This is a genomic window from Cellulosimicrobium sp. Marseille-Q8652 (assembly GCF_965112045.1).
Map to the genome: position 1 here is coordinate 613,690 of NZ_CBCOPS010000001.1, position 24,888 is coordinate 638,577.

General features: G+C 72.8%; 17 protein-coding genes. 8 read left to right on the forward strand and 9 right to left on the reverse strand.

Annotation, left to right across the window (positions count from 1 at the left end; genetic code table 11):
• Nucleotides 1-98: 98 nt before the first annotated feature.
• Together ACWPWV_RS02650 and ACWPWV_RS02655 are read right to left on the reverse strand one after the other, a co-directional pair.
• Nucleotides 99-4,820, reverse strand: a complete 4,722-nt coding sequence (locus ACWPWV_RS02650; RefSeq protein ID WP_454041415.1) for a galactose-binding domain-containing protein — start codon at nt 4,818-4,820, stop codon at nt 99-101.
• 487 nt (nt 4,821-5,307) lie between these two features.
• On the reverse strand, nt 5,308-6,111 hold the full coding sequence (locus ACWPWV_RS02655; protein ID WP_454041416.1) for a hypothetical protein: 804 nt from the start codon (nt 6,109-6,111) through the stop codon (nt 5,308-5,310).
• Between the two features lie 209 nt (nt 6,112-6,320).
• Here ACWPWV_RS02655 and ACWPWV_RS02660 point away from each other — a divergent pair, with 209 nt between their 5' ends.
• On the forward strand, nt 6,321-7,229 hold the full coding sequence (locus ACWPWV_RS02660) for an A/G-specific adenine glycosylase (RefSeq protein WP_454041417.1): 909 nt from the start codon (nt 6,321-6,323) through the stop codon (nt 7,227-7,229).
• Nucleotides 7,230-7,235: 6 nt separating this feature from the next.
• On the opposite strand, the gene ACWPWV_RS02665 is transcribed toward ACWPWV_RS02660, so the two are convergent.
• The 4 genes from ACWPWV_RS02665 to ACWPWV_RS02680 all read right to left on the reverse strand — a co-directional run bounded on the left by ACWPWV_RS02665 (nt 7,236) and on the right by ACWPWV_RS02680 (nt 12,586).
• Nucleotides 7,236-9,089 carry a glycoside hydrolase family 127 protein gene (locus ACWPWV_RS02665; RefSeq protein WP_454041418.1) on the reverse strand — a complete coding sequence of 618 codons (1,854 nt, stop codon included), beginning with the start codon at nt 9,087-9,089 and terminating at the stop codon, nt 7,236-7,238.
• Between the two features lie 217 nt (nt 9,090-9,306).
• Nucleotides 9,307-10,194: a carbohydrate ABC transporter permease gene (locus ACWPWV_RS02670; protein ID WP_454041419.1), complete on the reverse strand. Its 888-nt coding sequence runs from the start codon at nt 10,192-10,194 to the stop codon at nt 9,307-9,309.
• Nucleotide 10,195: 1 nt separating this feature from the next.
• On the reverse strand, nt 10,196-11,185 hold the full coding sequence (locus ACWPWV_RS02675) for a carbohydrate ABC transporter permease (RefSeq protein WP_454041420.1): 990 nt from the start codon (nt 11,183-11,185) through the stop codon (nt 10,196-10,198).
• Nucleotides 11,186-11,275: 90 nt separating this feature from the next.
• The gene (locus ACWPWV_RS02680; protein ID WP_454041421.1) at nt 11,276-12,586 is read right to left on the reverse strand and encodes an ABC transporter substrate-binding protein; all 1,311 of its coding nucleotides are present in this window, start codon (nt 12,584-12,586) and stop codon (nt 11,276-11,278) included.
• Nucleotides 12,587-12,905: 319 nt separating this feature from the next.
• Here ACWPWV_RS02680 and ACWPWV_RS02685 point away from each other — a divergent pair, with 319 nt between their 5' ends.
• Nucleotides 12,906-13,937 (forward strand): LacI family DNA-binding transcriptional regulator, encoded by a 1,032-nt coding sequence (locus tag ACWPWV_RS02685; RefSeq protein WP_454041422.1) that lies wholly within the window; start codon nt 12,906-12,908, stop codon nt 13,935-13,937.
• 84 nt (nt 13,938-14,021) lie between these two features.
• Here ACWPWV_RS02685 and ACWPWV_RS02690 read toward each other — a convergent pair whose 3' ends face one another.
• Together ACWPWV_RS02690 and ACWPWV_RS02695 are read right to left on the reverse strand one after the other, a co-directional pair.
• The gene (locus tag ACWPWV_RS02690) at nt 14,022-14,585 is read right to left on the reverse strand and encodes an amino-acid N-acetyltransferase (protein ID WP_454042794.1); all 564 of its coding nucleotides are present in this window, start codon (nt 14,583-14,585) and stop codon (nt 14,022-14,024) included.
• A 64-nt stretch (nt 14,586-14,649) separates the two neighbouring features.
• Nucleotides 14,650-15,603: a sugar-binding transcriptional regulator gene (locus tag ACWPWV_RS02695; protein ID WP_454041423.1), complete on the reverse strand. Its 954-nt coding sequence runs from the start codon at nt 15,601-15,603 to the stop codon at nt 14,650-14,652.
• Nucleotides 15,604-15,862: 259 nt separating this feature from the next.
• On the opposite strand from ACWPWV_RS02695, the gene ACWPWV_RS02700 reads away from it, so the two are divergent.
• From ACWPWV_RS02700 to ACWPWV_RS02725, 6 genes are all read left to right on the forward strand, one after another.
• Entirely contained in the window at nt 15,863-17,611 is a 1,749-nt protein-coding gene (locus ACWPWV_RS02700) for an FAD-dependent oxidoreductase (protein ID WP_454041424.1), read from the forward strand.
• 80 nt (nt 17,612-17,691) lie between these two features.
• On the forward strand, nt 17,692-18,453 hold the full coding sequence (locus ACWPWV_RS02705; RefSeq protein ID WP_454041425.1) for an MIP/aquaporin family protein: 762 nt from the start codon (nt 17,692-17,694) through the stop codon (nt 18,451-18,453).
• 107 nt (nt 18,454-18,560) lie between these two features.
• Nucleotides 18,561-20,078: a glycerol kinase GlpK gene (gene glpK, locus ACWPWV_RS02710; protein WP_454041426.1), complete on the forward strand. Its 1,518-nt coding sequence runs from the start codon at nt 18,561-18,563 to the stop codon at nt 20,076-20,078.
• Nucleotides 20,079-20,322: 244 nt separating this feature from the next.
• Nucleotides 20,323-21,282 carry an NAD(P)-dependent alcohol dehydrogenase gene (locus ACWPWV_RS02715; RefSeq protein WP_454041427.1) on the forward strand — a complete coding sequence of 320 codons (960 nt, stop codon included), beginning with the start codon at nt 20,323-20,325 and terminating at the stop codon, nt 21,280-21,282.
• Nucleotides 21,283-21,387: 105 nt separating this feature from the next.
• Nucleotides 21,388-21,897 carry a pyridoxamine 5'-phosphate oxidase family protein gene (locus ACWPWV_RS02720; protein WP_454041428.1) on the forward strand — a complete coding sequence of 170 codons (510 nt, stop codon included), beginning with the start codon at nt 21,388-21,390 and terminating at the stop codon, nt 21,895-21,897.
• Between the two features lie 80 nt (nt 21,898-21,977).
• The gene (locus ACWPWV_RS02725; protein ID WP_454042795.1) at nt 21,978-23,252 is read left to right on the forward strand and encodes an alpha/beta fold hydrolase; all 1,275 of its coding nucleotides are present in this window, start codon (nt 21,978-21,980) and stop codon (nt 23,250-23,252) included.
• Between the two features lie 114 nt (nt 23,253-23,366).
• Here the strand turns inward: ACWPWV_RS02725 and ACWPWV_RS02730 are convergent, their stop codons facing one another.
• Nucleotides 23,367-24,857, reverse strand: a complete 1,491-nt coding sequence (locus tag ACWPWV_RS02730) for a helix-turn-helix domain-containing protein (RefSeq protein ID WP_454041429.1) — start codon at nt 24,855-24,857, stop codon at nt 23,367-23,369.
• Nucleotides 24,858-24,888: the final 31 nt, after the last annotated feature.

Sequence of the window (24,888 nt, forward strand, 5' to 3'; positions counted from 1 at the left end):
GGACGTCCTGCGTCGCGCGCCACCCTACGCGGGAGACGCCGCGCGCGCCGGGGCGGGACGGCGGGAGGACCCGCCGCCCCGCCCCGGTGAGCCGGCGCTCAGCCGCAGCTGCGCGCGTCGTACTGCTCGGTGACGGTCGTCGACCTCCCCTCGGCGTCCGTGGCCACGACCGTGACCTCTCCGGCGTCGACGCCCGTCGCCCGCGCCGCGAACGACTGGTAGGCGTTCTTGCCCGGCGCCACGTCGGCCACGGTCCGGGTGCCGAACGCGGTGTCGAGACGCACCGTGAGCGCCGCGTCGTCGTCGTTGGTCGCCCGGACCGCCACGTAGACCTTGCCCGCGAGGCACCGCGTCTCGGCCGTGACCGAGACCTGGGGACCGACGGGCACGCCGTCGCCGACCGTGAGGGTGAGCGTCGTCGTCGTGGTGCCGGCGGTGCTCACGTAGTCCGGCAGGACGAGGTCGCCCTGGATGACGTAGACGCCCGGCTGGTCGACGACCGACTCGTCGTAGTCCCACTCGACGCCGATCGCCTGGTTGTCGCGCGACCCGTCGTTGTACGACACCTCGACCTTCGTGGGCAGCCAGGGCTGCTCGCCGACGTCGACGCTCTGCTCGAACTGCTCGGCGCCCTGGATCGAGATGCCGCCCTGCGAGCTCTCCGGCCGCACGTAGACCCGCGCCTCGGCGATGAGCCCGTACGTGGTGTTCGTGCCGTAGACGACGAACGGCTCGACGTTGGTCTCCGCCACCATGGCCGGCGTGATCGGCTGCCAGGTGAAGTCGACCGTGCCGCGGCGCCCGCTCGAGTACACGACGTCGAGAGCCGACGGGAGCGTGGGCACCTCGCCGGTGACCGTGCGCATGATGACCGGGCTGGCCACGGTGTCCACGGTGTCGCCGTTGACGCGCCACCGCAGGACGCCGGTCCCGGCACCCGTGCCCTGCACGCCGGTGATCCGGACCCGCAGGTACTGCGCCTCGACGGCCTCGAACTCGAGGTGGTTGTACGCGTTGCGCTGGAGCGCGCCCGCGTACGTCGAGCCACCGGTGAGCGTGACGGGCGTCCAGTCGGTGCCGTTCTGCGAGTGCTCGACGACGTACGTGTCCGCGCGCGGCATGCGCGTCCCGCCGTTGTCGTCGTACCAGTAGAGGTCGGTCGACGCGACGAGCACCGGGGACTCCCACGCGTACCGGATCCACGCCGCGTTCTGCGGGCTCGTCCCGTTCGCGGGCTGCCCCCACGTGCCCCAGCCGTTGCCGGCGCCGGGGTTCGAGCTCGCCGGGGTGGTCGCCTCGTTGACGCGCAGCGGGTTCTCCCACGACGCCGACCCGCTCGTCGTGATCGTCGCGAGCGCACCGAACTCGGCCGAGGTGGCCTTCTCGGTGAGCTCGACCTCGACGTCGCGCTCGGTCGTCAGCTCGCCGTCGGAGGCGCTGAGCCGGAAGACGTACGTTCCCGGCTCGGTGCCCGTCACCGTCGTCCGCAGCGCCCCGGCGTCGCCGTAGATCACGCCCGCACCGTCCGGCGCCGACACCGTCGACCACCCGTACGTGAGCTCGCCGTCGTCGGGGATGCCGTCGTCCGTCACCGTGCCGACGAGGCTCGTGGAGAGGTTGCCGTCCTTGGAGCGGTCGACGTTCACCGAGACCGACGGAGCGTCGTTGACCACCTCGGGGACGTCTCGACCGGAGTCGAAGACCTGGATCTCCGAGATCGCCGTCCAGAACGACGGCGTGTTCGTGAAGGCCACCCGCACGCGGTCCGTCGTGACGGTCTCGAAGAGCGCCTCGTTGAACTTCGGCCCGGGGACCTTGGGTGCCTTGAACGCGTCGGGCACCGTGGCCCAGCCGCCGGAGCCGTCGGGGACCTGGATCGAGTACCGCGACGGCTCGCGGTAGCCGCCCGCCTGCCGGTCGCTGACGAACCACACCTTGACGTTGTCGAACGACGTCGGCTCACCGAGGTCGAGCTCGACGTACCCGGTGTCTCCCTCGGTCCCGTAGTTGCCCCAGTAGGGCTCGTTGACCGTCGTGCCGTCGGTGACGGCGGCGAGCGACACGGGCTGCTCGGTCGTGCTGACGGCACCCGGGGTGTAGTTCATCGACCCCGTGCTCCAGCCCGGCGTGTGGAACTGGCGCCACGGCGTCGGCCGCGGACCCTCCTGCGTGGCGGACGACGAGAGCTCGGCGCCGAGCGCGAGGTTCTCCGCATCCTCCGTGAGGTCGATGCCGGCCGTCCTCAGGTAGGACACGACCCGCTCGTCGTCGATCGGGGTGTCGACGGCCGTCGGCACGTCGGCGCCCTCGTCGTCGACGACCGTGACCGCGAGACCCTCGTCGGACTCGACGACCGTGTTTGCCGCCGGGTCGTAGACGAACCGGCCGAGCGCGTCGGCGGTCGCCTTGCGCTCGCCGTCGACGAAGAGCGAGTAGCCCTCGCCCAGGCCGTAGTGCGAGCCGTCCTCGTCCCACACGATCGTGACGTCCTGGCCGTGGTAGCGCAGGTTGTTGACCATGAAGTGGTCGTACCCGAGGTCGATCGGCCAGAGCTCGATCTTGTCGTCGGACCGCGGCTGGATGCCGCCCATGTCCTCGACGTAGATGTAGTTCATGTTGCCGAGCATCACGTGGTTCGGGTTGTTGCGGTTGTACGTCTGCGTGGCCGGGTTCCAGTTCGAGTAGTACTCGGCCTGGTTCGGCGCGCGCACGTCGCCGCCCGGGTAGACGCTCCACGCCATCCAGTCGAGCAGCCGTGCGGCGTACTCGGGCGTCACGTACTTCTGCTCGGGGTCGTAGTGCCGCAGCGCGGAGCGCACGGCGCGGTACTGGACGGTGAAGTTGATGTTGGAGAAGTTGTTCGACCCGCCGATGTTGTACTTCGTCTTGTCGTACTGGTTCGCCGTGTAGAACGGGAAGATCGGGAAGTTGTCCCCGTACCGCAGGAAGCGGAACCCGTCGACGTACTGCTCGGCGTCCTCGACCGGGATGAGGTCCTGGGCGTAGACGTCGTAGAGGTTGGACTCGCGCGCCGGGATGAGGTCGCGCTCCGCCTCCGGCAGCGGGTTCGCCGCGCCGTTGTTCGAGGTCGGGGCGGACCGCGCACCGTGCGACGTGCCCGCGAGGAACATGCGGGCCGACTCGCTCCAGAGCCGGTCCAGGACCGCCGTCCGGATCTCGTCGGCCTTCGCGTGCATCTCCCCGACCTTGGCGTCGTCGGCACCGGACATCGCGTACAGCTGCGCGGCCGCGTCGAAGTCGCCCCAGACGTAGGCCGACTCCGGCCGCTCGATCGTGCGCGCACCCGGCGCCCCGGCGTTCACCTTGGGGAACCCGAACGAGATCGCGTCCGAGTCGTTCCCCGGCATGTAGTTGGTGTCGTAGGCGATGAGGCCGTCGTCGTTGCCGTCGTAGTGCTCGAGCTGGCCCTCGCCGTCGCCCTCGAAGTACGTCGCGAAGCGCTCGGCGACCGCCGGACCGCCGCCGTGCACGTTGTACGCCTCGAGGCCCGCGGTGCCGAGGTACTGCGAGTAGTGGTTGTTCCAGCTCGTGTGCCCCGGGCTGTCGAGGAACGCCGACGAGCCGGAGAGCTCGCCGATGTTGAGGATCTGCCCGTACCCGAGGTACGGGTTGCGGATCCACTTCGTGTCCTGCAGGTGCATCGGCTGCGTGAGGGCGACCGAGTTCTGGTACAGGTTCACGCCCTCGATCGTCGTCGGGTACTGGTAGACGTAACCGGGCTCGTTGGTGTCGAGGCTGTTGTAGCGCTCCCCCCACCAGCGGTAGACGATCGCCTTCTCGATGGCGTCGCTCGGCACGTCGATGTACGGGATGTCCTGCGCCCACTGCCGGTTGAACGCCGTGACGCCGTCACGGAACGCCTCCGCCGGCGCCATCGCCGCGTACTCGTCGAACTGCTCGAAGGACTGCGGCAGGGCGTCGGACCCGAGGACGCCCACGACCGACAGCTCGACCGAGCCTCCCGCCGGCACCGTCACGGCGCGGTCCAGGTTCGTGCCCGACCGCTCGAAGCCCTCGGCCTTCAGGCCGACGGTCACCGTCGACCACGGCGTGTCGACCAGGCCGTTGTTCGCGCCGCTCGTCAGGGTGCGCGTGCCCGTGAGCTCGTCCGGCGCGTCGGTCGACGTGGTCGCGAGCGGCGACGCCGCACGGACCGTGAACGACGCGTCGGCCGCACCCGGGTTCGTGAAGGTGATCGTGGTGAGCGCGACGTTGTCGTACGTGATGAGCTTCTTGAGGTCGGCGGTGACGCCCGTGGTGCCGACGGTGTACCGCGCCGTCGCGTGGCTCGGCGCGTTGAACCGCTGCGCCCCGACCTCGGTGACCGTCTGCCCCGGGACCGTCACGGTGTAGAGGTTGCCGAGGTTGTTCGGCCCGCCGGCGAAGGCGGACCCGGCGAAGCCCATGACGTTCCAGTTGCTGCCGCCGCGCAGGTACAGCGACCGCCCGCGCGTCTGCAGCACGCCGTTGCCCGCCGTGCCCGTCACGCCCAGGACACGGTCCAGGTAGTAGTCGGTGCCGCCCGCGGCGAGGTCCTTCTCGAAGATCGACCCGTGCATGGATCCGGCGGTCCACGGGACCCCGGGCGCGAGCGCGGCGCTGACGGCGCCGACCCCCGTGTACGTGGGGTCGCCGATGTCCATCGAGTCGGTCTCGCCGTTCGTGTACACCCCCACGTCGCTCTCGTTGCCCGGCAGCACGTCGGCGTGCGCGCTCGCCGGTACCAGCGCGACGCCCGTGACGGCGAGCGCGCCCGTCATCGCCGAGGCGACGACCCTTCTCAACGTTCTTCCCGACATCACTGTGTCCTCTCCATCGGGAACCGGAACGGGACAGGGCACCGTCGCCGGCTCGCCGGCACGGGACGACGACGTCCCGTGCCGCGCCCCGTCGCACCTGCGACGACCACGCACCCTGCTCGCGTCTCGCCTCGACGCCCACGACCCGCGGGACAGACGCCGGGTGAGCGCGTCAGCGCGCCTCCGTGCCACCGCCCCGTGAGCACCTGGGCGTCTCGAGGTCGAGATCGCCAGCCGCTCGCCAGTCAACCAGCGTCTGCACGCGCCCGCAATGCTTTTCGGCAATCCGTCGAGCAGACCGCCGCATCGGCGACGACTGCGCGGATCGGCGATTTCTCGCCGATCCGCGCCATTCCGCGGCTCCGGGCACTCACCGCAGGCGAGCCGCGCAGCCGAACTTCGCGGAGGCGTCTCGAAAACGTGTCGAGCGGTTTTCGGTCTGCGTCGCCGAGGGGCGGCGGAGCGGCGCGAGCGCCGGGAGGCTGCGCTACCCGGCCGGGGAGCCCCCGGCGGCCGTCCCGTCCCCGGCCGACGCCTCGTCCGCCGGCGGCGCGGGCTGCTCGGCAGGGTTGTCGCCCTCGGTCGCCGGCTCGTCGGCCGGCTGATCGGTCGGCTCGTCGGCCGGCTGATCGGTCGGCTCGTCGGCCGGCTGCTCCGTCTCCGCCGGAGCCGGCCCGAGGATCGTGAACGTGGCGGGGTCGCTCGTCGCCCCGTCGACGCCGGCGACGCTCACGAGCGCGGTGTACGTTCCCGGCGCCGCCACGGGCTGGTCCGGCGCGCAGCCCTCCACCGAGCGGCGCATGTCCCACCGCACGGTCGCCGCGACCTCGTCGCCGCGGCTCATGAGCAGCAGGTTCTCGCCCGACGCGCAGTGCGCCGAGGACCACACGAGCTCGTCCCCGGACCGCACGAGCACCCGGCGCACCGCGTCGGAGCCGTCGACGAGGCACGGCCGCGCTCCGACGTGGCGCATCGTCACGGCCAGGGCGACCGCCTCGTTCTCGGTGAACTCGGCCTTCGCGGGTGCGACGGAGAGCTCGAGCGACGCGGCGCCGCAGTCCTGGGGCGGTCCGGCCGCCTCCGGCGTGGGCGGCGCCGTCCGGCCCTCCTGCGGCGCGCCGCCCCCGAGCATCGGCTGCACGGCGCGGACGACGACCTGCCCCAGCAGGACCAGCGCCACGACGAGGGCCGCGAGGAGCGCGACCGCGACAACGCGACGACGCCAGAGGACGCCGCGGGGGGGTGGGGCGCCGGCGCCTCGTCGGGCGGTGCTCGTCCGCGGCGTGCTCAACGGGGTCCTCCAGGGGTGCAGAAGCTGGTCGTCCGGGACGGCGCTGCGCGGTCCGGTCCGTGCCCACGCTAGTTCGGGGCGCACCGATGCCGTTCGAGCCGCGCCGGGGTCCCGCGACCTCGGGGAGAATGGGCACGTCCGGCGCCCGGCCCCCGATGCCCGGTGTCGACCTGACGACCTGACGACCTGACCACCGAGAGGCAGCCCAGGTGCCCGACGAGCACGACCGCACGACCCCCGTCGACGCCCTCGCCGAGCTGCGCGGCGCCGTCGGGCGGTGGTTCGCGCGCACCGCCCGCGACCTGCCGTGGCGCTCCCCCGACCGGAGCGCGTGGGGCGTCCTCGTCAGCGAGGTCATGCTGCAGCAGACGCCGGTCGTGCGGGTCGAGCCCGTCTGGCGGGAGTGGATGGACCGCTGGCCGACCCCTGCCGCGCTCGCGGCGGCGTCGACGGCCGACGTCCTGCGTGCGTGGGGCCGGCTGGGCTACCCGCGGCGGGCGCTGCGCCTGCAGGACTGCGCGCGCGCCGTCGTCGACCGCCACGACGGGGTCGTGCCCGCCGGGGAGGAGGCGCTGCGCGCGCTGCCCGGGGTCGGCGAGTACACGGCCGCCGCCGTCACCGCGTTCGCGCACGGGCGCCGCGCCGTCGTGGTCGACACGAACGTGCGGCGCGTCCTCGCACGGGCCGTCGAGGGCGTCGCGCTCCCCGCGCCGTCCTACACGGCGGCGGAGAGGCGGCTCGCGCAGGCGGCCGCGCCTGCCGACGACGACGCGGCGACCCTGTGGGCCGCCGCGTCGATGGAGCTGGGTGCGCTCGTGTGCACCGCCCGGGCACCCCGGTGCGGCGCGTGCCCCGTCGAGGACCTGTGCGCGTGGCGGCGCGCCGGCCGCCCCGCGGACGCCCACGCGGACCGGCGCCGGACGCAGGCGTGGGCCGGCACGGACCGCCAGGTCCGAGGACGGGTCATGGCCCTCCTGCGCGACGCGCCGGGCCCGCTCCCCCGGGACGTCGTCACGGGGTCGTGGCCCGACGCCGCCCAGCTCGACCGGTGCGTCGCGAGCCTCGTCGAGGACGGGCTGGTCGAGCAGGACGGCGAGGCCTACCGGCTCCCGGTCTGAGCCGCGTCAGGTCGTCGGGAGCCAGACCCGCATCGTCGACGGTCCGCGGCTCGCCCAGTCGTGGTAGGCCACGAGCGGCACGTCGATCCCCGCCGCCCCGTCGTCCTCGGCGGTGCGGGCGCCGCGTGCCGCACCTTCCGGCGCGTAGGGCCACGGGGCCGTCCGCCCGTGGTCGACGACGACGCCGCGCACCACGACGCGCCCGTCGACCTCGCGCGGGGCGACCGAGGGGTCGACGCGCAGGTCGGCGACGTCGCGCCCGTCGGGCAGGTCGACCGACTCGACGCACAGGACCTCCGGTCCGCGCTGCACCGCGACGCACCCCCGGACCGCGTCGATCCGGTCGTCGGGCCGCAGGAACCGCGGCGCGGTGTCGAGGTCGAGGACGACGACGCTGCCCTCCCTGAGGTCCGGCACGGCGACCGGTCCCGCGGGCACCGTGCGCGCCGTGCCGTCGTCCACCGTGAGCGTCGCCGTCGGCGACCACGCGGGCACGCGCAGCGTCAGCGCCCAGCGCCCCGGGGGCGCCTCGACGACCCGCACGCGCACGCGCCCGTCCGCGGGGTAGGCGGTCTCGACGTCCAGGGCGACCGCCGCCCCGGAGGGGAGCGTCGCGCGGACCTCGCTCGTCGCGTACTGGTGGAGCTGCACCCCCCCGTGGTCCACGGTGGCGACGTACGCCGCGAGGCTCGCGAACGTGCGCGCGACGTTCGGGGGGCAGCACGACACGTGGAACCACGGCGCACGCAGGGACGACTCGGCGCGCGCGCTCGCGACGTCGGTCGCGGCGGGCTCACCCGGGACGCGCTGGTGGAGCGTGTTCGCGTAGTAGAAGGCCCGGCCGTCGTCCGACGGCGACGTCGCGACGACGTTGAACAGCGCGCGCTCGACGGCGTCGGCGTAGCGCGCGTCGCCCCGCGCGAGCAGGAGCCGCCACGCGACCATGACCGAGCCCACGGCGGCGCACGTCTCGGAGTAGGCGCGGTCGGGCGGGAGGACGAAGTCCTCGCCGAACGCCTCATCCTGGTGGTGGGAGCCCTGGCCGCCGGTGACGTACGTGCGGGCCGCGGTCGTCCGCGCCCACTGCCGGGCGACGGCCTCGACGAGGGCGTCGTCGCGCGCGTCGACCCCGACGTCGAGCGCACCCGCCGCGAGGTAGTTGGCCCGCACCGCGTGGCCGCGGAACACCTCGGCGTCGCGCACCGGCACGTCGTCCTGGTAGTACGAACGTCCCCACTCGATGTCGGCGAGCGTGCCGTGCCCGCGACGCTCGACGAAGAGCGCCGCCTGGCGCAGGTACCGCGGCTGGTCGAGCGCACGGCCGAGCTCGGCGAGACCCACCTCGATCTCCGCGTGGCCGCACACCCCCTGGTTCCCCGTCGGACCGAAGGTCGCGCAGACGTGGTCCGCCGAGCGGCGGGCCACCTCGACCAGCTGGTCGTCGCGGTGCCCCGTGCGGGCGCGGGCCACCGCCGCCTGCATGAGATGGCCCTGGCAGTACAGGTCGTGCCCCCACTCGAGGTCGGAGTACCGGGCTCCCTGGCCGGGACGGCCGAACATCGTGCCGATGTAGCCGTCGGGGTCCTGCGCGGCGGCGACGCGTCGCACGATCGCGTGGAACCGCTCCTCGAGCTCCGGGTCGTGCTGCCGGCCGAGCTCCCACGCCATCGCCTCGAGCAGCTTGTAGACCTCGGAGTCGCTGAACTCCCGCCCACGGCGGCCCTCGGGCAGCCCGCCCCGGACCGCCAGGTCGAAGTTCGGCAGCCAGCCCTCGTGCTCGAGCCAGTGCTCGATGTGCCCGAGCGTCGCGGCGCGGTTGACCTCCTGGCGCCGGGCCCAGAAGCCGTCCGTGATGCGCACCTGGGCGAGGCCGAGCGGCTGCAGCCGGCCCGAGGCCGGGACGACCGGGCGCCCGCCGTCGGTCGCGGTCGCGTCGCCGGTGAGGGGGTCGCGGCCGGGCGCGACGGTGTCATGGTCATGGGAGAACCTCCGGGGGCGGCGAGTCCGCCCGGGTCGTCGGGGAGGCCGCCTCGCGGCGACGGGGTGGGGGGCGGCGTCGTGGACGCCCGGTCGGCGGTCATCCCTTCAGCGCGCCCGACATGAAGCCCCGCACGTAGTGGCGCTGGAGCAGCAGGAACAGGACGATGCACGGGACGGCGAGCACGACGACGCCCGCCTGGGTCGCGCCGTAGTCGACGATGCCCATGACCTGCTGGCGCATGTTCGCGACGGCGAGCGGCAAGGGGGCCTTCGTGGAGTCGGTGATGAGGATGAGGGGGGCGACGAAGTCGTTCCACGCGGCGAGGAACGCGAACAGCCCGACCGTGATGAGCCCGGGCTTGACCGCGGGCAGCAGCACGCGCCACAGCGCGCCGAACGACGAGCAGCCGTCCACGAGCGCGGCCTCGTCGAGCTCGCGCGGCACCGACTCGAACGAGATGCGCATCATGAACGTCGCGAACGGCAGCTGGAACATCGCGAGCACGAGCGACAGCCCGACGAGCGAGTTCTGCAGGCCGATCTCGTTGAGCAGCACGTAGAGCGGGATGAGCAGCGTCGCGTACGGGACCATGAGGATCGCGAGCGTCACGAGGAACAGCACGTCGCGGCCGGGGAAGCGGAAGCGCGCGAACGCGTAGCCGCCGAGCAGCGAGACACCGAGCGTGAAGAGCACGGTGAGCCCCGAGACGACGACGGAGTTCCACAGGTACTGCACGACCCCGGCCTGGTAGCCGGCGAGCGTCACGTAGTTCCCGAAGCCCCACCCGTCGACCTGGTTGGACCCGGGCTGGGGCGAGACCGACGCGACGCCCGCCCACACGAGCGGGAAGAGGAAGACGAGCGCGAGCCCGCCGGTGAGCACCCAGTAGGGGGTGCGCGTGACGACGCCGGCGATGCGGGCGCGCGGTGCCTGCCCGCGCGGCGCGGGCCGGGCGGGGGCCGGTGCGGTGGCGGTTCCGGTCATGTCACTTCTCCTGGGGGGCGCGCATCGCACGGATCTGCGCGAGGTTGATGAGCACGAGGGCGGCGAGCACGATGATCGACAGCGCGGCTGCGACGCCCAGGTCGTTCTGCCCCTGGAAGGCCACGTTGTAGATGAGCTGGACCACGGTGATCGTGCTGTTGTCCGGCCCGCCCTTCGTGAGGATGTAGAACTGGTCGAAGGCCAGCAGGGACCCGGTGACGCAGAGGATCGTGCACAGCGCGAGCGACGGTCGCAGCAGCGGGAGCGTGACGCGCGAGAAGGTCTGCCAGCGGCTCGCGCCGTCCATGCGCGCGGCCTCGTACACCTCGTGCGGGATGCCCTGGAGACCGACCATGAGCAGGAGCATGTAGAAGCCCGCGAAGCGCCAGACGACGAGGAAGACCGTGGACCACAGCGCGCCGTCGGGCGTGCCGAGGAACGACACGGGCTCGTCGACGATGCCGAGCGACTCCAGCACGGGCGAGATCGGCCCGACCTGCGGCGAGTACAGCGCGTAGAAGAGCAGCGACGCCGACGCGAGGCCGAGCGCGCTCGGCACGAGGACGGCGGTGCGCAGGAAGCTCTTCCAGTGCGTCGACTCCTGGACCAGCAGTGCGAGTCCGAGGCCGAGGCCGATGAGGAGGACGGTCGCGATGACGGTGTACTTCAGCGTGAAGACGACCGAGTCCCAGAAGAAGCGGTTGTCGACCGCGTCCTGGAAGTTCTCCGGGAAGTTCGGCCCCTGGTTCCCGGACAGGAGGGGCCAGTCGGAGGCGGACATCTGGCCGACGAGGAGCACCGGCAGGACGAAGAAGACGAGGACGAAGATCGCGGTCGGCGCGGCGTAGGCCCAGCCGCGCGCGGACTGCGAGCGACCGGGGCGCCGGCGCCTCGGCGGCGCGCCGGACCGGGTGCGCGACCCGGTGTCCCCGGTCGGCGGGAGCTGCTGTCCCTGGCGTCGCGAGGACGACGGGGCGGACTGCACGGACATGACGGTCTCCAGGTTCGGGCGGAGGGACGCTCGAGGGTCGCGCCGCCGCCGGACGGCGGAGGGCCGGTCGACGGCGGCGGCGCGGTCCTGCTACTGGGAGAGCACCGCGGTGATCTCCTCGTTGTCCTCCTCGATGCTCGAGGCGTCCTCGAACACGGCGTTGCGGACCAGGGTCATCCACGGGCTGTTCGGCGCGTTGAACGCCTGCTGGAAGTTGCGCGCGACCGGCGTGCGACCGGCGGCGGCGACCTCGTTGATCGTCACGACGCGGGGGTCGGCCGAGGAGTACTCGTTGTCGACCAGGTCGGCGCGCGAGACGACGTCGCCGTTCTGCGCGAGGACCTCGACCTGCGCCTCCTCGGACATCAGCCAGGACAGGAAGTTCCAGGCCTGGTCGGCCTTCTCGCTGTCCTTGGAGATGCCGATGCCGTCGCCGCCGACGAAGGTCGAGCCGCCGCCGTCGGGGCCGGGGATCGGCGCGACGCCCACGTCCACGGTCTCGTCCGCCGTCGACAGGAGCGTCGCCGGGTACGGCATGACGCCGATCTTGCCCTCCTGGAACGGGGCGACCCAGGTCGCGCCGGTCTCGTCGCGCGAGCCGGCGCCGACCGCGTCGGAGTCGACGAGGTCCTTGTAGGTGGCGTACACCTCCTGCGCGGTGTCGCTCGCGAGGAGCGACTCCGTGCCCTCGGCGTTCATGACGTCCTCGTCCGCGGCCCAGATCATCGGGAACCACGTGAAGACGAGGCACCCGCCGCAGTTGCCGCCGAAGAACGTGCCGTCGACGCCGCCGCCGAGCGCGTCGACCGCCTTGGCCTGCTCGGCGAACTCCTCGAGGGACGTCGGCCCGGCCTCGGGGTCGAGGCCGGCCTGCTCGTAGAGGTCCTTGTTGTAGAACATCACCGACACGTCGAGGACGAACGGCAGGACGTGCTCGGCGTCCTCGTACGTGCCCGCCTCGAGGTGGCCCGGGTTGATCTCGTCCGCGAAGTCGAGCTGGTCGATGCGGCTCGTGACGTCCTGGAAGAGCCCCTGCTCGACCCAGTTCGGCACGTACACGATGTCCGCGGCGAAGAGGTCCGGCAGCCCGTCGCTGCCGGCGGCCGCGCCGACCTTCGCGACGTAGTCGTCGTTGGGGACGATGGTCAGCTCCACCTGGTTCTCGTGGCTCTCGTTGTAGGCGTCCACGAGCAGGTTCGCCTGCTTCTCGAGGGGTGCTCGCGTCCACAGCGTGAGCGTGCTGCCGTCGTCGACGCCCTCGGCACCTCCGGCGCCGGCGGTCGCGGGGGCGTCGTCGCCCTCGTCGGAGCCGCCGCACGCGGCGAGGCCGAGAGCGGTCAGGCCGATCACCAGCGTCGAGGCCACGGCCTTCGTCGCCGACGTCCTGCGGTGGTTCGTCATCTCGCGTCTCCTGTACTCGTCGTCGAGCCAATGCGCCCCGCCCGGCAGGTCCGCCGGACGTCCGAACGCCTTTTCGGTCCAGGTGTCGCCGCCGGGTTCGTCGCCTGGCCGTCGCGCCCCGCCGACGGCTAGTCTTCGATGCTCCAGGGCCCCACCGGGGCTGCTCGTCTCGATCTCCACTTGACCGAAAGAACCCGAAAAGGTTTTCTGAATCTAGGACAGGCGCACGGACCCGTCAAGCGGTGCGCAGGGTTACAGTTCGATCACGGCACTCGGTCGACGGCGACCGCGCCGTGGGACCAGGAGGGGGCACGGCCTCATGACCACCCAGAACGGCGGTGCGACGCCGCGCGCCGCGACCCTGACGGACGTCGCGCGCCTCGCCGGCGTCTCGATCGCCACGGCGTCCAAGGCGATCAACGGCCGCGACCAGGTCAAGGCCGAGACGCGGCTGCGCGTCCTCGAGGCGGCCGAACGGCTCTCGTTCGCACCCAACGCCCTCGCCCGTGGCCTGCTCAAGGGGCGGACCGGCACGGTCGGGCTGCTCACGAGCGACCTGGAGGGTCGCTTCTCGATCCCCGTGCTCATGGGCGCCGAGGACGCGTTCGGAGCGGGCCGCGTCTCGGTCTTCCTGTGCGACGCCCGCGGCGACGCCATCCGCGAGCAGCACCACGTCCGCGCGCTGCTGTCGCGACGCGTCGACGGCCTCATCGTCGTGGGGTCGCGCACCGACCCGCGTCCGCCCCTGAGCGCCGAGATCCCGGTCCCGGTGGTCTACGCGTACGCGCCGTCGGAGGACGCCGGGGACGTGTCGATCACGGCCGACAACGTGGGCGCGGGCCGCCTCGCCGTCGAGCACCTCCTCGCGTGCGGGCGGCGCCGGGTCGCGCACGTGTCGGGAGACCCCGGCTACCAGGCGGCCCAGGACCGCGCCGCCGGCGCGCAGGCGGCGCTCGCCACCGCCGGGCTCGAGCTCGTCGGCGGGCACACGTACTTCGGCTCGTGGAGCGAGGGCTGGGGCCGTGGCGCGGCGCGCATGGTCGTCGAGCAGCACCCCGACGTGGACGCGTTCTTCTGCGGCAGCGACCAGATCGCGCGCGGCGTGCTCGACGCGCTGCGCGAGCTCGGCCGGGACGTCCCGGGCGAGGTGTCGGTCATCGGCTTCGACAACTGGGAGGTGCTGACGACCAACGCGCGACCCCAGCTCACGAGCGTCGACATGAACCTGGAGCGCCTCGGTCGCGTCGCGGCCCAGCGTCTCTTCGCCGCGATCGACGGCACGGTGCGGCCGGGGATCGAGGAGCTCCCGTGCCGCGTCGTGACCCGGGCGTCGACGGCGCCCATCGCCTGACCGTCGCGGCCCGCCCGACCCGCAGCGACCGGGCACGACCGGGCTGGGTCGGTCTCGACCCGGCTCGCCGGGGCCCGGTCGGGCTCAGTCGAGCTCGAGGAGCATGCGCGTGTTGCCGAGCGTGTTCGGCTTGACGCGCGCGAGGTCGAGGAACTCCGCGACGCCGTCGTCGTGGGAGCGCAGCAGCTCGGCGTAGACGTCGTGCGTGACGGGGGTGCCGTCGATCGGGCGGAAGCCGTGCCGCACGAAGAAGTCGACCTCGAACGTCAGGCAGAACACCCGGCGCAGGCCGAGCGCCCGGGCGCGCGCGAGCAGCTCGACGACGAGCGCGTGCCCCACCCGGTGCCCGCGCCAGGCGGGGTCCACGGCGAGCGTGCGGATCTCGGCGAGGTCGTCCCACATGACGTGGAGCGCCCCGCAGCCGACGACCTCGGGCGCGGCGTCGGGCGCTGCGTCCGGGCGCACGGCGTCGGCCACGACGAACTCCTGCACGGCCTCGTAGTAGCCGACCATCTCCTTCGCGAGGAGGATGCGGGCCTCGGCGTAGGGCTGCACGAGCGCCCGCACGGCCCGGACGTCCGCGGGGAGCGCCGGGCGCACGCGGACCCGGGCGGGACCGGGGCGCGCGTCGTCGGCGGGAGGCGTCAGCACGCCGCCACTGTACGACGGCGCCACCTCGGATGCATAGTCACGCGGAGTGCTGCATAGATGCTCACGCACTCGCCACGAGCCTCGATGCGGTGATCTCGTCGATCACGAGGTCCGTCACCACGCCGGCGCGCAGCGCGGCCCGCAGCGGCGCCACCTTGTTGTCCCCCGCCACGACGCACACGCGGCGCGGCACGCGGCGCAGCTCGTCGGGAGCGGGACCGGTCGCCCGCTCGTTGAGCGCGATGTCCCGATAGGTCCCGTCCGGCCGCAGGAACACGGTGCACACGTCGCCCACGACGCCCTCGCCCTCGAGCACGGCGATGTCCTCGCGCTCGAGGTATCCCGCGGAGTACACGTGCGACGGCACGCCGCCCGCGACGGCGCCCACCGAGAAGAGCGCGATGTCCGCCCGTCGCTGCACGTCCAGCACGCGCCGGACCGAGCGCTCGCGCCACATCGCCCGCTTCGTCTCGGCGTAGTCGAAGAACGCCGGCACCGGGAAATGGTGCACGTGCGCGTCGAACGCCGTGCCGAACCCGGCGATGAGGTCGCCCGCGTAGTGGACCCCCGACGTGCGCGTGTTCGCCGCGCCGTTGAGCTGCACGACGGCGCTCCCCCGCGTCGCCTTGCGCGGCAGGTGCCGCGAGACGGCCGAGAGCGTCGTGCCCCACGCGATCCCGAGGACCATGTCGGAGTCGAACCACGTCGACAGCAGGCGGGCCGTGGTCATCGCGACCTGCTCGAGCCGCTCGACCTGCGGCGCCTGGTCAGGGACCGGGACGACGTACGCGTCGACGCTCCAGGTGCTCGCGACGTGCTGGCCGAGGCCCGGCGCCCGGCTCTGCGTCGGGCGCAGCGAGATCTCCACCAGGCCGGTCTCCCGGGCGCGCTTGACGAGCCGCGAGACCGTCGAGCGCGACGTGCGCAGGTGCTTCGCGATCGCCTCCATCTTCATGTCCTGCAGGTAGTACATCGAGGCCGCGCGCAGCACGTCCTGCTCTCGGTCGACCATCACGGCTCCGTCCGTCGGGAACCCCTATTCTGCACGTTCGTGCACACCGCTTGCGCGTCCGTTCGCCACGTGGTGGTGTGAAGGGCGTGCGTGGACGCGACGGTCCGCCCGGACCAGGACGATTCCGGCTCGCGCGCCCCGGTCGTGCGTGGGAACGTCGGCTGTGGGCGTCACCTGAGCGGTTCCTCGCGGCCCGCCGGCTCGGCAGCGGTCACGTCGGTCCCCGCACGCAGGACGACACGGACGGGAAGAGGTTGGACGGATGGCATCCACGAGACTCACGGCGGACTCCCGCCGGCAGGCGCTCGCCGCGCTCGAGGCGAGCACGAGCGCCGACGCCGAGCTCGACGTCCTCGTCATCGGCGGCGGCGTCACGGGCGCCGGCATCGCGCTCGACGCGGTGACCCGCGGGCTGTCGACGGCGATCGTCGAGGCCCAGGACTGGTCCGCCGGGACGTCGAGCCGGTCGAGCAAGCTGGTCCACGGCGGCCTGCGCTACCTCCAGATGCTCGACTTCCACCTCGTGCACGAGGCGCTCACGGAGCGCGACCTGCTCCTCAAGGAGATCGCGCCCCACCTCGTCCGCCCCGTGCCGTTCCTCTACCCCCTCGAGCACCGCGTGTGGGAGCGCGCCTACGTCGGCGCCGGCATCGCGCTCTACGACACCCTCGCGAGCGTCGCCCCCGGCAAGCGGGCGCTGCCCTTCCACCGGCACCTCACGCGCAGCCGCATGGAGAAGAAGTTCCCCGACCTCGCGCACGACGCCGCGGTCGGGGCCGTGCAGTACTGGGACGCGTCCGTCGACGACGCCCGGCTCGTGAGCACCCTCGTCCGCACCGCCGCCTCGTACGGCGCGCACGCGGCGTCGCGCACCCAGGTGGTCTCCCTCACCAAGGGGGCGACCGGCGCCGTCAACGGCGCGGTGCTCGTGGACCTCGAGACCGGCCACGAGCTCACGGTCCGGGCGCGCTCGGTCATCAACGCGACCGGCGTCTGGACCGAGGACACCGAGGCCCTCGCCGGCTCCGAGGGCGGGCTGCGCGTCCTGGCTTCCAAGGGCATCCACATCGTCGTCCCGCGCGAGCGCATCAAGGGACAGGTCGGGCTGATCCTGCAGACCGAGAAGTCGGTGCTCTTCGTGATCCCGTGGTCGCGCTACTGGGTCGTCGGCACCACCGACACCCCGTGGGAGCAGGACCTGCAGCACCCTGTCGCGACCTCCGCCGACATCGACTACGTGCTCGAGCACGCCAACGCCGTGCTCGCCCACCCGCTCACGCGCGACGACATCATCGGCACCTGGGCCGGGCTGCGCCCCCTGCTGCAGCCCGGCACCAAGGAGGGGACGAGCTCCGCCAAGGTGTCGCGCGAGCACACCGTGGCCTCGCCCACCCCCGGCCTGACCGTCATCGCGGGCGGCAAGCTCACGACGTACCGCGTCATGGCCAAGGACGCCGTGGACTTCGCGATCGGCCAGCGCGCGAGCGCCCTGGGGTCCATCACGCACAAGATCCCGCTGCTCGGCGCCGTCGGCCTCGACGCCGTGCGCCGCCAGGCCCGCCCCTGGGCGTCGCGGTACCGCTGGACCCCCGCGATGGTGGACCACCTGCTGCACCGGTACGGCTCGAACCTGCGCGAGATCGTCGAGCTCTGCGAGGAGCAGCCGGACCTCGCGAAGCCGCTCGAGCACGCACCCGCGTACCTGCGAGCCGAGATCGCCTACGGCGTGTCCCACGAGGGCGCCCTGCACCTCGAGGACCTGCTGCTGCACCGCACGCGGCTCAACTACGAGATCGCCGACCGCGGGCTCGCCGCCCTCCCGGAGATCGCCGAGATCGCGGCCGGTCTCCTCGGCTGGGACGACGCCACCCGGGACGCCGAGGTCCGCAGCTACACCGACCGCGCGAACGCCGAGGCGGCCGCCGAGCAGGAGCCGGACGACGACGCCGCGGAGCGCACGCGCCTCGCCGTCGACGACGTCTCCCCCCTGCAGCCGCTGCGGGACAGCTGAGCACCGCCGGGGAAGCATCCCGGTCGCGACGCGGCCGGGTCGGTTGAGACAGAGCAGTCCACCACGAAAGAGAGCGCACGATGGATCAACTCCTCATGAACGCCTTCTGGTCCGAGATCCTCGGGACGGCGACCCTCATCCTGCTCGGCGCCGGGGTCGTCGCGAACGTCGTCCTGCCGAGGTCCAAGGGTTTCAACGGCGGCTGGCTCCTCATCAACTTCGGATGGGGCCTCGCGGTCTTCACGGGTGTCTACGTCGCGTACAGGTCGGGCGCGCACCTCAACCCGGCGGTGACGATCGGTCTCTTCACGGCGCAGGAGCCGTTCTACTCGGTCACCGGACCGGAGGGCATGGTCACGGCGACCATCGAGCCGACCGTGGGCAACATGCTCATGTACTGGGGCGCCCAGATGATCGGCGCGTTCATCGGTGCGGTGCTCGCGTTCCTCGCCTACAAGAAGCACTTCGACGAGGACGCGCCCGGCGCGACCAAGCTCGCGGTCTTCTCGACCGGCCCGGAGATCCGCTCCTACGCGTGGAACTTCGTCACGGAGGCCATCGCGACCTTCGTGCTCGTGTTCTTCGTCGTCGCGTCCGGCCAGACGCCGTCGGGTCTCGGCCCGCTGGCCGTCGCCCTGGTCGTCGTCGGTATCGGCGCCAGCCTCGGTGGCCCGACCGGGTACGCCATCAACCCCGCCCGTGACCTCGCACCGCGTATCGCGCACGCCCTGCTGCCGATCCGTGGCAAGGGGTCGAGCGACTGGGCCTACTCGTGGGTGCCCGTCGCCGGACCGCTGGTCGGCGGCGTCCTCGCCGGCCTCCTCGGGGCGGCCTGGGTCTGACCCGACCGCCCGCACGTGACCGGGGCCCCGGGGGCCGGCCCCGGTCACGCGACCCACTCGCGCGCACCACCATCCCGTACACACCGACGTGAAGGACTGAGCACACCATGGCCGACTACGTTCTCGCCATCGACCAGGGAACCACGAGCTCCCGGGCCATCGTCTTCAACCACTCCGGGGAGATCGTCTCCACGGGCCAGCTCGAGCACGACCAGATCTTCCCCCGCGCCGGGTGGGTGGAGCACAACCCGGAGCAGATCTGGAACAACGTCCGCGAGGCCGTCGGCCTGGCGCTGACCCGCGCGAACGTCACCCACAACGACATCGCCGCCGTCGGCATCACCAACCAGCGCGAGACGGCGGTGGTGTGGGACCGGACCACGGGCAAGCCGGTCTACAACGCCATCGTGTGGCAGGACACCCGCACGCAGAAGATCGTCGACGAGCTCGGCGGCTCGGACGGCCCCGAGAAGTACAAGTCGATCGTCGGCCTGCCGCTCGCCACCTACTTCTCCGGGCCGAAGGTCAAGTGGATCCTCGACAACGTCGAGGGCGCGCGCGAGAAGGCCGAGGCCGGTGACCTCGTCTTCGGCAACACCGACACGTGGACCCTGTGGAACCTCACGGGCGGCGTCAACGGCGGCGTGCACGTCACCGACGTGACGAACGCGTCGCGCACCATGCTCATGGACCTCGACACCCTGTCGTGGCGCGAGGACATCGCCGCGGACATGGGCATCCCGATGTCCATGCTGCCCGAGATCCGGTCGTCCTCCGAGGTCTACGGCGAGGGCCGCCAGCAGGGCCTCCTCCCCGGCGTCCCGATCGCCGGCATCCTCGGCGACCAGCAGGCCGCGACGTTCGGCCAGGCGTGCTTCGAGGTCGGGCAGGCCAAGAACACGTACGGCACCGGCAACTTCATGCTCCTCAACACGGGCACCGAGAAGGTCATGAGCGAGAACGGCCTCCTCACGACCGTCTGCTACAAGATCGGCGACCAGCCGCAGCGCTACGCGCTCGAGGGCTCGATCGCGGTCACCGGGTCCCTCATCCAGTGGCTGCGCGACAACCTGGGCATGTTCGAGGACTCGCCCGACGTCGAGTGGCTCGCCGGCAAGGTCGAGGACAACGGCGGCGCGTACTTCGTGCCCGCGTTCTCCGGCCTCTTCGCGCCCTACTGGCGACCCGACGCGCGCGGTGCGCTCGTCGGCCTCACCCGGTACGTCAACCGCAACCACATCGCGCGCGCCGCGCTCGAGGCCACGGCCTACCAGACGCGCGAGGTGCTCGACGCCATGAACGCCGACTCCGGCGTCGACCTCACCGAGCTGCGCGTCGACGGCGGCATGGTCGCCAACGAGCTGCTCATGCAGTTCCAGGCCGACCAGCTCGGCGTCGACGTCGTGCGCCCGAAGGTCGCCGAGACGACCGCGCTCGGCGCCGCGTACGCCGCGGGCATCGCCGTCGGGTTCTGGAAGGGCGAGCAGGACGTCATCGACAACTGGGCCGAGGACAAGCGCTGGACCCCCGCCGTCGAGGAGGGCGAGCGCGAGCGGCTGTACCGCAACTGGAAGAAGGCCGTGACGAAGACGTTCGAGTGGGTGGACGAGGACGTGGAGCAGTAGTCCGTCCGTCCTCTCGCGCGCGGGTCTCTCTCGCGTCCGGAGGGGTGGGTGCTCGACGCCGGTCTACCATCCGCTTGCTCGTTCCTCGCAAGCTCCCGCCAGACCCGCCACGACCGGCGTCGAGCACCCACCCCTCCTTTCGTGTCGCCTTTCGCGGGGGTGCGGCCGGGCTGCTGTCCGACGTGGGCGAGAGCGGGGCGTGGGTGCGCTCGCTCCGGGGCGACGGAGTCCCTACGGTGGTCGGGTGCGCGCGTGGGTGTACGAGCGGTACGGGTCGGTCGACGAGCTGCGGCTCCGGGACGTGCCGACGCCTGCGCCCGGGCGGGGCGAGGTGCTCGTCGAGGTCGTCGCGACGTCGGTGAACCTGTCGGACTGGGAGGCGCTGCGCGGCACCCCGGGGTACACGCGCCTCGACGGTCTCCGCGCGCCGCGCACGCGGGTCCTCGGGTCCGACGTCGCCGGGCGCGTGGTCGCGGCCGGCGAGGGCGTCGTGCGCTTCCGCGCGGGCGACGAGGTCTACGGCGACAACCTCCCGCGCCGTGGCGGGTTCGCCGAGTACGTGGTGATGCCCGAGAAGGCGCTCGCGCACAAGCCGCCGACGCTGACCTTCGTCGAGGCGTCCACGCTCCCGCAGGCGGGCGCCATCGCCCTGCAGGCCGTCGCGTCGGGGACGCCGGGGCAGCGGCTGCTCGTCAACGGCGCCGGCGGAGGCTCCGGGAGCTTCCTGGTCCAGCTGGCGGTCGCACGCGGCATGCACGTCACGGGCGTCGACGACGCGGCGAAGCTCGACTTCGTCCGTCGGCTGGGCGCGCAGGAGGTCGTCGACTACCGGCGGACGGACTTCACGCGGACCGGCCCGTACGACCTCGTCGTCGACCTCGTCGCGCACCGCTCCGTGCTCGCCTACCGGCGTGCTCTCGCCCGCCACGGTCGGTGCCTGATGGTCGGGGGCACGCTGCGGACCCTGCTCCGCATGCTCACCGTCGGCCCGTTGCTGGGGGCGCTGAGCGGTGCACGGCTCGGTGTCCTCCTCGTGCGGCAGGGGCCGCGCCACTTCGGTCCCGTCGCCGACCTGTGCGTCGCCGGCGAGGTCGAGATCCACGTCGACCGCACGTTCACCCTCGCGCAGGTCCCGGACGCTCTCACCGTCCACGGCACCGGCCGGGCCGCGGGCAAGGTCGTCGTCGTCGTGCGCGACACCTGAGGTGCCGCACGACCCCGACGCCGAGGCCCGGCGCGCGAGCGGGGCCAGGTCTGCCTAGCGTCGAAGACGGCCGCACGACGGCGGCCGACATCCACGGGAGGCGTCATGACCGACACGCACCACGAGCTGCCGCACGCAGGGTCCGACGAGGTCGCGAAGGTCCGCGAGCTCGTCAAGGACGAGCACATCGCCATGCTCACCACGGTCGCCGAGGACGGGAGCCTCGTCAGCCGCCCGATGGGCGTCCAGGCTGTCGACTTCGACGGCGACCTGTGGTTCTTCGCGGCCGAGGACTCGCACAAGGTCGCGGAGATCGCGCACGACTCCGCGGCGAACGCCGCGTTCTCCGGGTCGAGCTCCTGGGTGTCCCTGTCCGGTCGGGCGAGCGTGGTCCGGGACCGCGCGAAGATCCGCGAGCTGTGGAGCTCCGTGGCCGAGGCGTGGTTCCCCGACGGCCCCGACACCCCGGAGGTCGTGCTCATCCGGCTGCACGCCGACACGGCCGAGTACTGGGACTCCCCCGGCGGCCGTGTCGCGACGCTGTTCAGCCTCGTCAAGGCCAAGGTCACCGGCAAGCCCTACGACGGCGGCGAGAACGAGACGGTCCAGCTCTGACGGGACGCGTCACCGTCCCGGGCGGTGGCTAGGGTGGCGGCGTGAGCACCACGCGCGAGACCAGCTACACCGTGCCCGGGATGCACGTCACGGACCGCGAGGTCGAGGTTCCGCTCGACTGGTCGGACGACGCCGACCCCCGGCGGCTCACCGTCTTCGTGCGGGAGGTCGTCGACCCCGCCCGGCGCCGCGACGACCTCCCGCTCCTCGTGTTCCTCCAGGGCGGGCCCGGGGGGAAGGGGCCGCGGCCCACCGGCCGCGACGGCTGGCTCGGGGAGGCGCTGACGACCTACCGCGTCGTCCTGCTCGACCAGCGCGGGACCGGTCGGTCGTCCGCCGTGCGAGGAGCCGCGCTCGTCGCGCGGGGCGCGGCGCGGGCCCAGGCGGAGCACCTCACGCACTTCCGCGCGGACTCGATCGTCGCCGACGCGGAGCACGTGCGGCGGACGGTCTACGGCGGGCGGCGCTGGACGTCGCTCGGGCAGTCGTACGGCGGCTTCCTCACGATGACCTACCTGTCGCGCGCGCCCGAGGCCCTCGCCGCGTGCCTCGTCACCGGCGGCCTACCGGGGCTGCGCGCCGACGCGCGCGAGGTCTACCGGCGGACCCAGCCACGCGTCGCCGGGAAGAACGCGCGCTACCGGTCGCGGTACCCCGAGGACGAGGAACGCCTCGCGCGCATCGCCGACCGCCTCGCCGTCGGCGACGTCCGGCTGCCCGACGGCGACGTGCTCTCGGTGCGCCGGTTCCAGACGGTCGGCACGGACCTGGGCATGAAGCCCGGCCCGGAGCGGATCCACTGGATCGTCGACGAGGCGTTCGACCCGGGCGCCCCGGACGAGCTCACCGACACGTTCCTCGCCGAGGTCGGAGCCTCGACGTCGTTCCGCACCAACCCGCTCTACGCCGTGCTGCACGAGTCGATCTACGCGCAGTCGCACACCGGCCCCACCGCGTGGGCGGCCCAGGCCGTGCGCGACGACGACCCCGCCTTCGCGCCCGAGGCGCGGCCCCTGCTGCTCACCGGCGAGATGATCTACCCCTGGATGCTCGACGAGGTCGCAGCGCTCCGGCCGTTCCGCGCGGCGGCCGAGGCGCTCGCGGCCTGGGAGGACTGGCCCGACCTCTACGACCTCGACGCGCTCGCCCGCAACGAGGTGCCCGTCGAGGCGGCGGTCTACCACGACGACATGTTCGTCGACGCCGGGCTGTCGCTCGAGACGGCCGCGCACGTCGGCAACCTCGACGCCTGGGTCACCAACGAGTTCGAGCACGACGGGCTCCGCACCGGCGACGTCTTCCCGCGGCTCGTGGAGCGCCTCGCGGCGCGGGGCGGAGCGCTCCCCACCCGCTGAGCGCCGACGCGCCAGGTCCGTGCCCGAACGATGCCACGCCCGGCACCGCTGAGTGCGTGAAATAGTCGCGCCCCGGCCTCGGAACCGCGACGATTTCATGCACTCAGGGCGGGGTCAGTCCGACGGCGCGTGCTTGTCGAGGAACGCGTAGACCTCGGTCGCGTCGACGCCGGGGAACGCGCCGGTGGGCAGCGCCGACAGCACGTGCTGGTGCATGCGGGCGCTCGGCCACGAGGCGTCCTGCCACTGGGCCGCGGACGCGGCGGCGGGGCGCCGGCAGCACGACTCGTCGGGACAGGTCGACTGACGGCGCACCGTCGTGTCGCGACCGCGGAACCACTTGGCCGAGGCGAACGGGACCCCGACCGCCAGGGCGAACTGGCCGTTCGTCGTCGTCCCGGTCTGGGTGGAGCACCAGAACGTCCCGGCCGGGGTGTCGGTGTACTGGTACGACTCCTGCGCGCGGTCGCGGCGCGCGAACGCCTCGCGCACGGCCCAGCGCCGGCACACCATCTGCCCCTCGATCGCGCCCGTGACGTCGGCCGGCAGCGGCAGCCCGTCGTTGGCGTACCCGCGGAACAGGGCGCCGTCGTCACCGACCCGCAGGAAGTGGAGCGGGATGCCGAGGTGGACGGTCGCGAGGTTGGTGAAGCGCTGGGCCGCGGCCTCGTGCGTGACCCCGAACGCGTCGCGGAAGTCCTCGACCGCGAGGTCCTTCTCGCGCTTGCGGCGCTCCAGGAAGTCGACGGCCGCGGACTGCGGGATGAGGCAGCACGCCGCGAAGTACGTGATCTCGACGCGCTGGCGCAGGAACTCGGCGTACGAGCGCGGGCGCTCGTGCCCGAGCACCCGGTGGGCGAGGGCCTGCAGGGCGAGCGACCGCAGCCCGTGCCCGCCCGGGATCGAGGCCGGGGGGAGGTAGATGCGCCCGTGGCGCAGGTCCGTCACCGTCCGAGTCGAGTGTGGCAGGTCGTCGACGTGCCAGATCGTGAAGCCGAGCTGCTCGGCCATGCGCGCCACGGTCCGGTGGGTCAGCGCCCCGACCGTGTACCCGGCCCGGCGGGTCATGTCCTCCGCGAGCTCCTCGATCTCCGGGTAGTGGTTGTTGCGCGCCTGACGCTCGAGCCGCAGCTCGGTGTTGGCCCGCCGGGCCTCCTCGGGGGTGGCGATCGCCTCCGTCGCGCGCCGCTGCAGCTCGGCGTGCAGGCCGACGAGGTTCTCGAGGACCGGAAGCGGGAGCTTCTGGCTCGCCTTCACGGACGGCAGCCCGAGCGCGGCGAACAGCGGCCCGCGCTGCGCCCGGTCGAGCTCGATCTCCAGCGCGGCGCGGCGCGACGGCGCCTCGTCGGTGAGCAGGTCGGCCACCGACACGTCGAGCGCCTGGGCGAGCTGCTGCAGGAGCGACAGCCGCGGCTCGCGACGCCCGTTCTCGATCATCGACAGGAGGCTCGGCGCCGTGCCGACGGCGTCGCCGAGCGCGTCCAGCGTCAGGCCCCGGGCGGTGCGGAAGTGGCGGACGCGGCGCCCGAGGGTGATGAGGTCGGCGTGCGGCTCCCCCGTCGACGAGGGGGCGTCCCCTCGGGAGGCGTCGGTCGCACGGGCCATTCCTTCACAGTACGTCAAGATCCGGCGATCT

What these genes read in the sequence shown, in the direction of transcription:
- glpK (WP_454041426.1), top strand. Translation starts at nt 18,561, where the DNA reads ATGGCCGACTACGTTCTCGCCATCGACCAGGGAACCACGAGCTCCCGG.
- ACWPWV_RS02725 (WP_454042795.1), top strand. Translation starts at nt 21,978, where the DNA reads ATGCACGTCACGGACCGCGAGGTCGAGGTTCCGCTCGACTGGTCGGAC.
- ACWPWV_RS02720 (WP_454041428.1), top strand. Translation starts at nt 21,388, where the DNA reads ATGACCGACACGCACCACGAGCTGCCGCACGCAGGGTCCGACGAGGTC.
- ACWPWV_RS02705 (WP_454041425.1), top strand. Translation starts at nt 17,692, where the DNA reads ATGGATCAACTCCTCATGAACGCCTTCTGGTCCGAGATCCTCGGGACG.
- ACWPWV_RS02700 (WP_454041424.1), top strand. Translation starts at nt 15,863, where the DNA reads ATGGCATCCACGAGACTCACGGCGGACTCCCGCCGGCAGGCGCTCGCC.
- ACWPWV_RS02730 (WP_454041429.1), bottom strand. Translation starts at nt 24,857, where the DNA reads ATGGCCCGTGCGACCGACGCCTCCCGAGGGGACGCCCCCTCGTCGACG.
- ACWPWV_RS02675 (WP_454041420.1), bottom strand. Translation starts at nt 11,185, where the DNA reads ATGTCCGTGCAGTCCGCCCCGTCGTCCTCGCGACGCCAGGGACAGCAG.
- ACWPWV_RS02680 (WP_454041421.1), bottom strand. Translation starts at nt 12,586, where the DNA reads ATGACGAACCACCGCAGGACGTCGGCGACGAAGGCCGTGGCCTCGACG.
- ACWPWV_RS02670 (WP_454041419.1), bottom strand. Translation starts at nt 10,194, where the DNA reads ATGACCGGAACCGCCACCGCACCGGCCCCCGCCCGGCCCGCGCCGCGC.
- ACWPWV_RS02685 (WP_454041422.1), top strand. Translation starts at nt 12,906, where the DNA reads ATGACCACCCAGAACGGCGGTGCGACGCCGCGCGCCGCGACCCTGACG.
- ACWPWV_RS02650 (WP_454041415.1), bottom strand. Translation starts at nt 4,820, where the DNA reads ATGTCGGGAAGAACGTTGAGAAGGGTCGTCGCCTCGGCGATGACGGGC.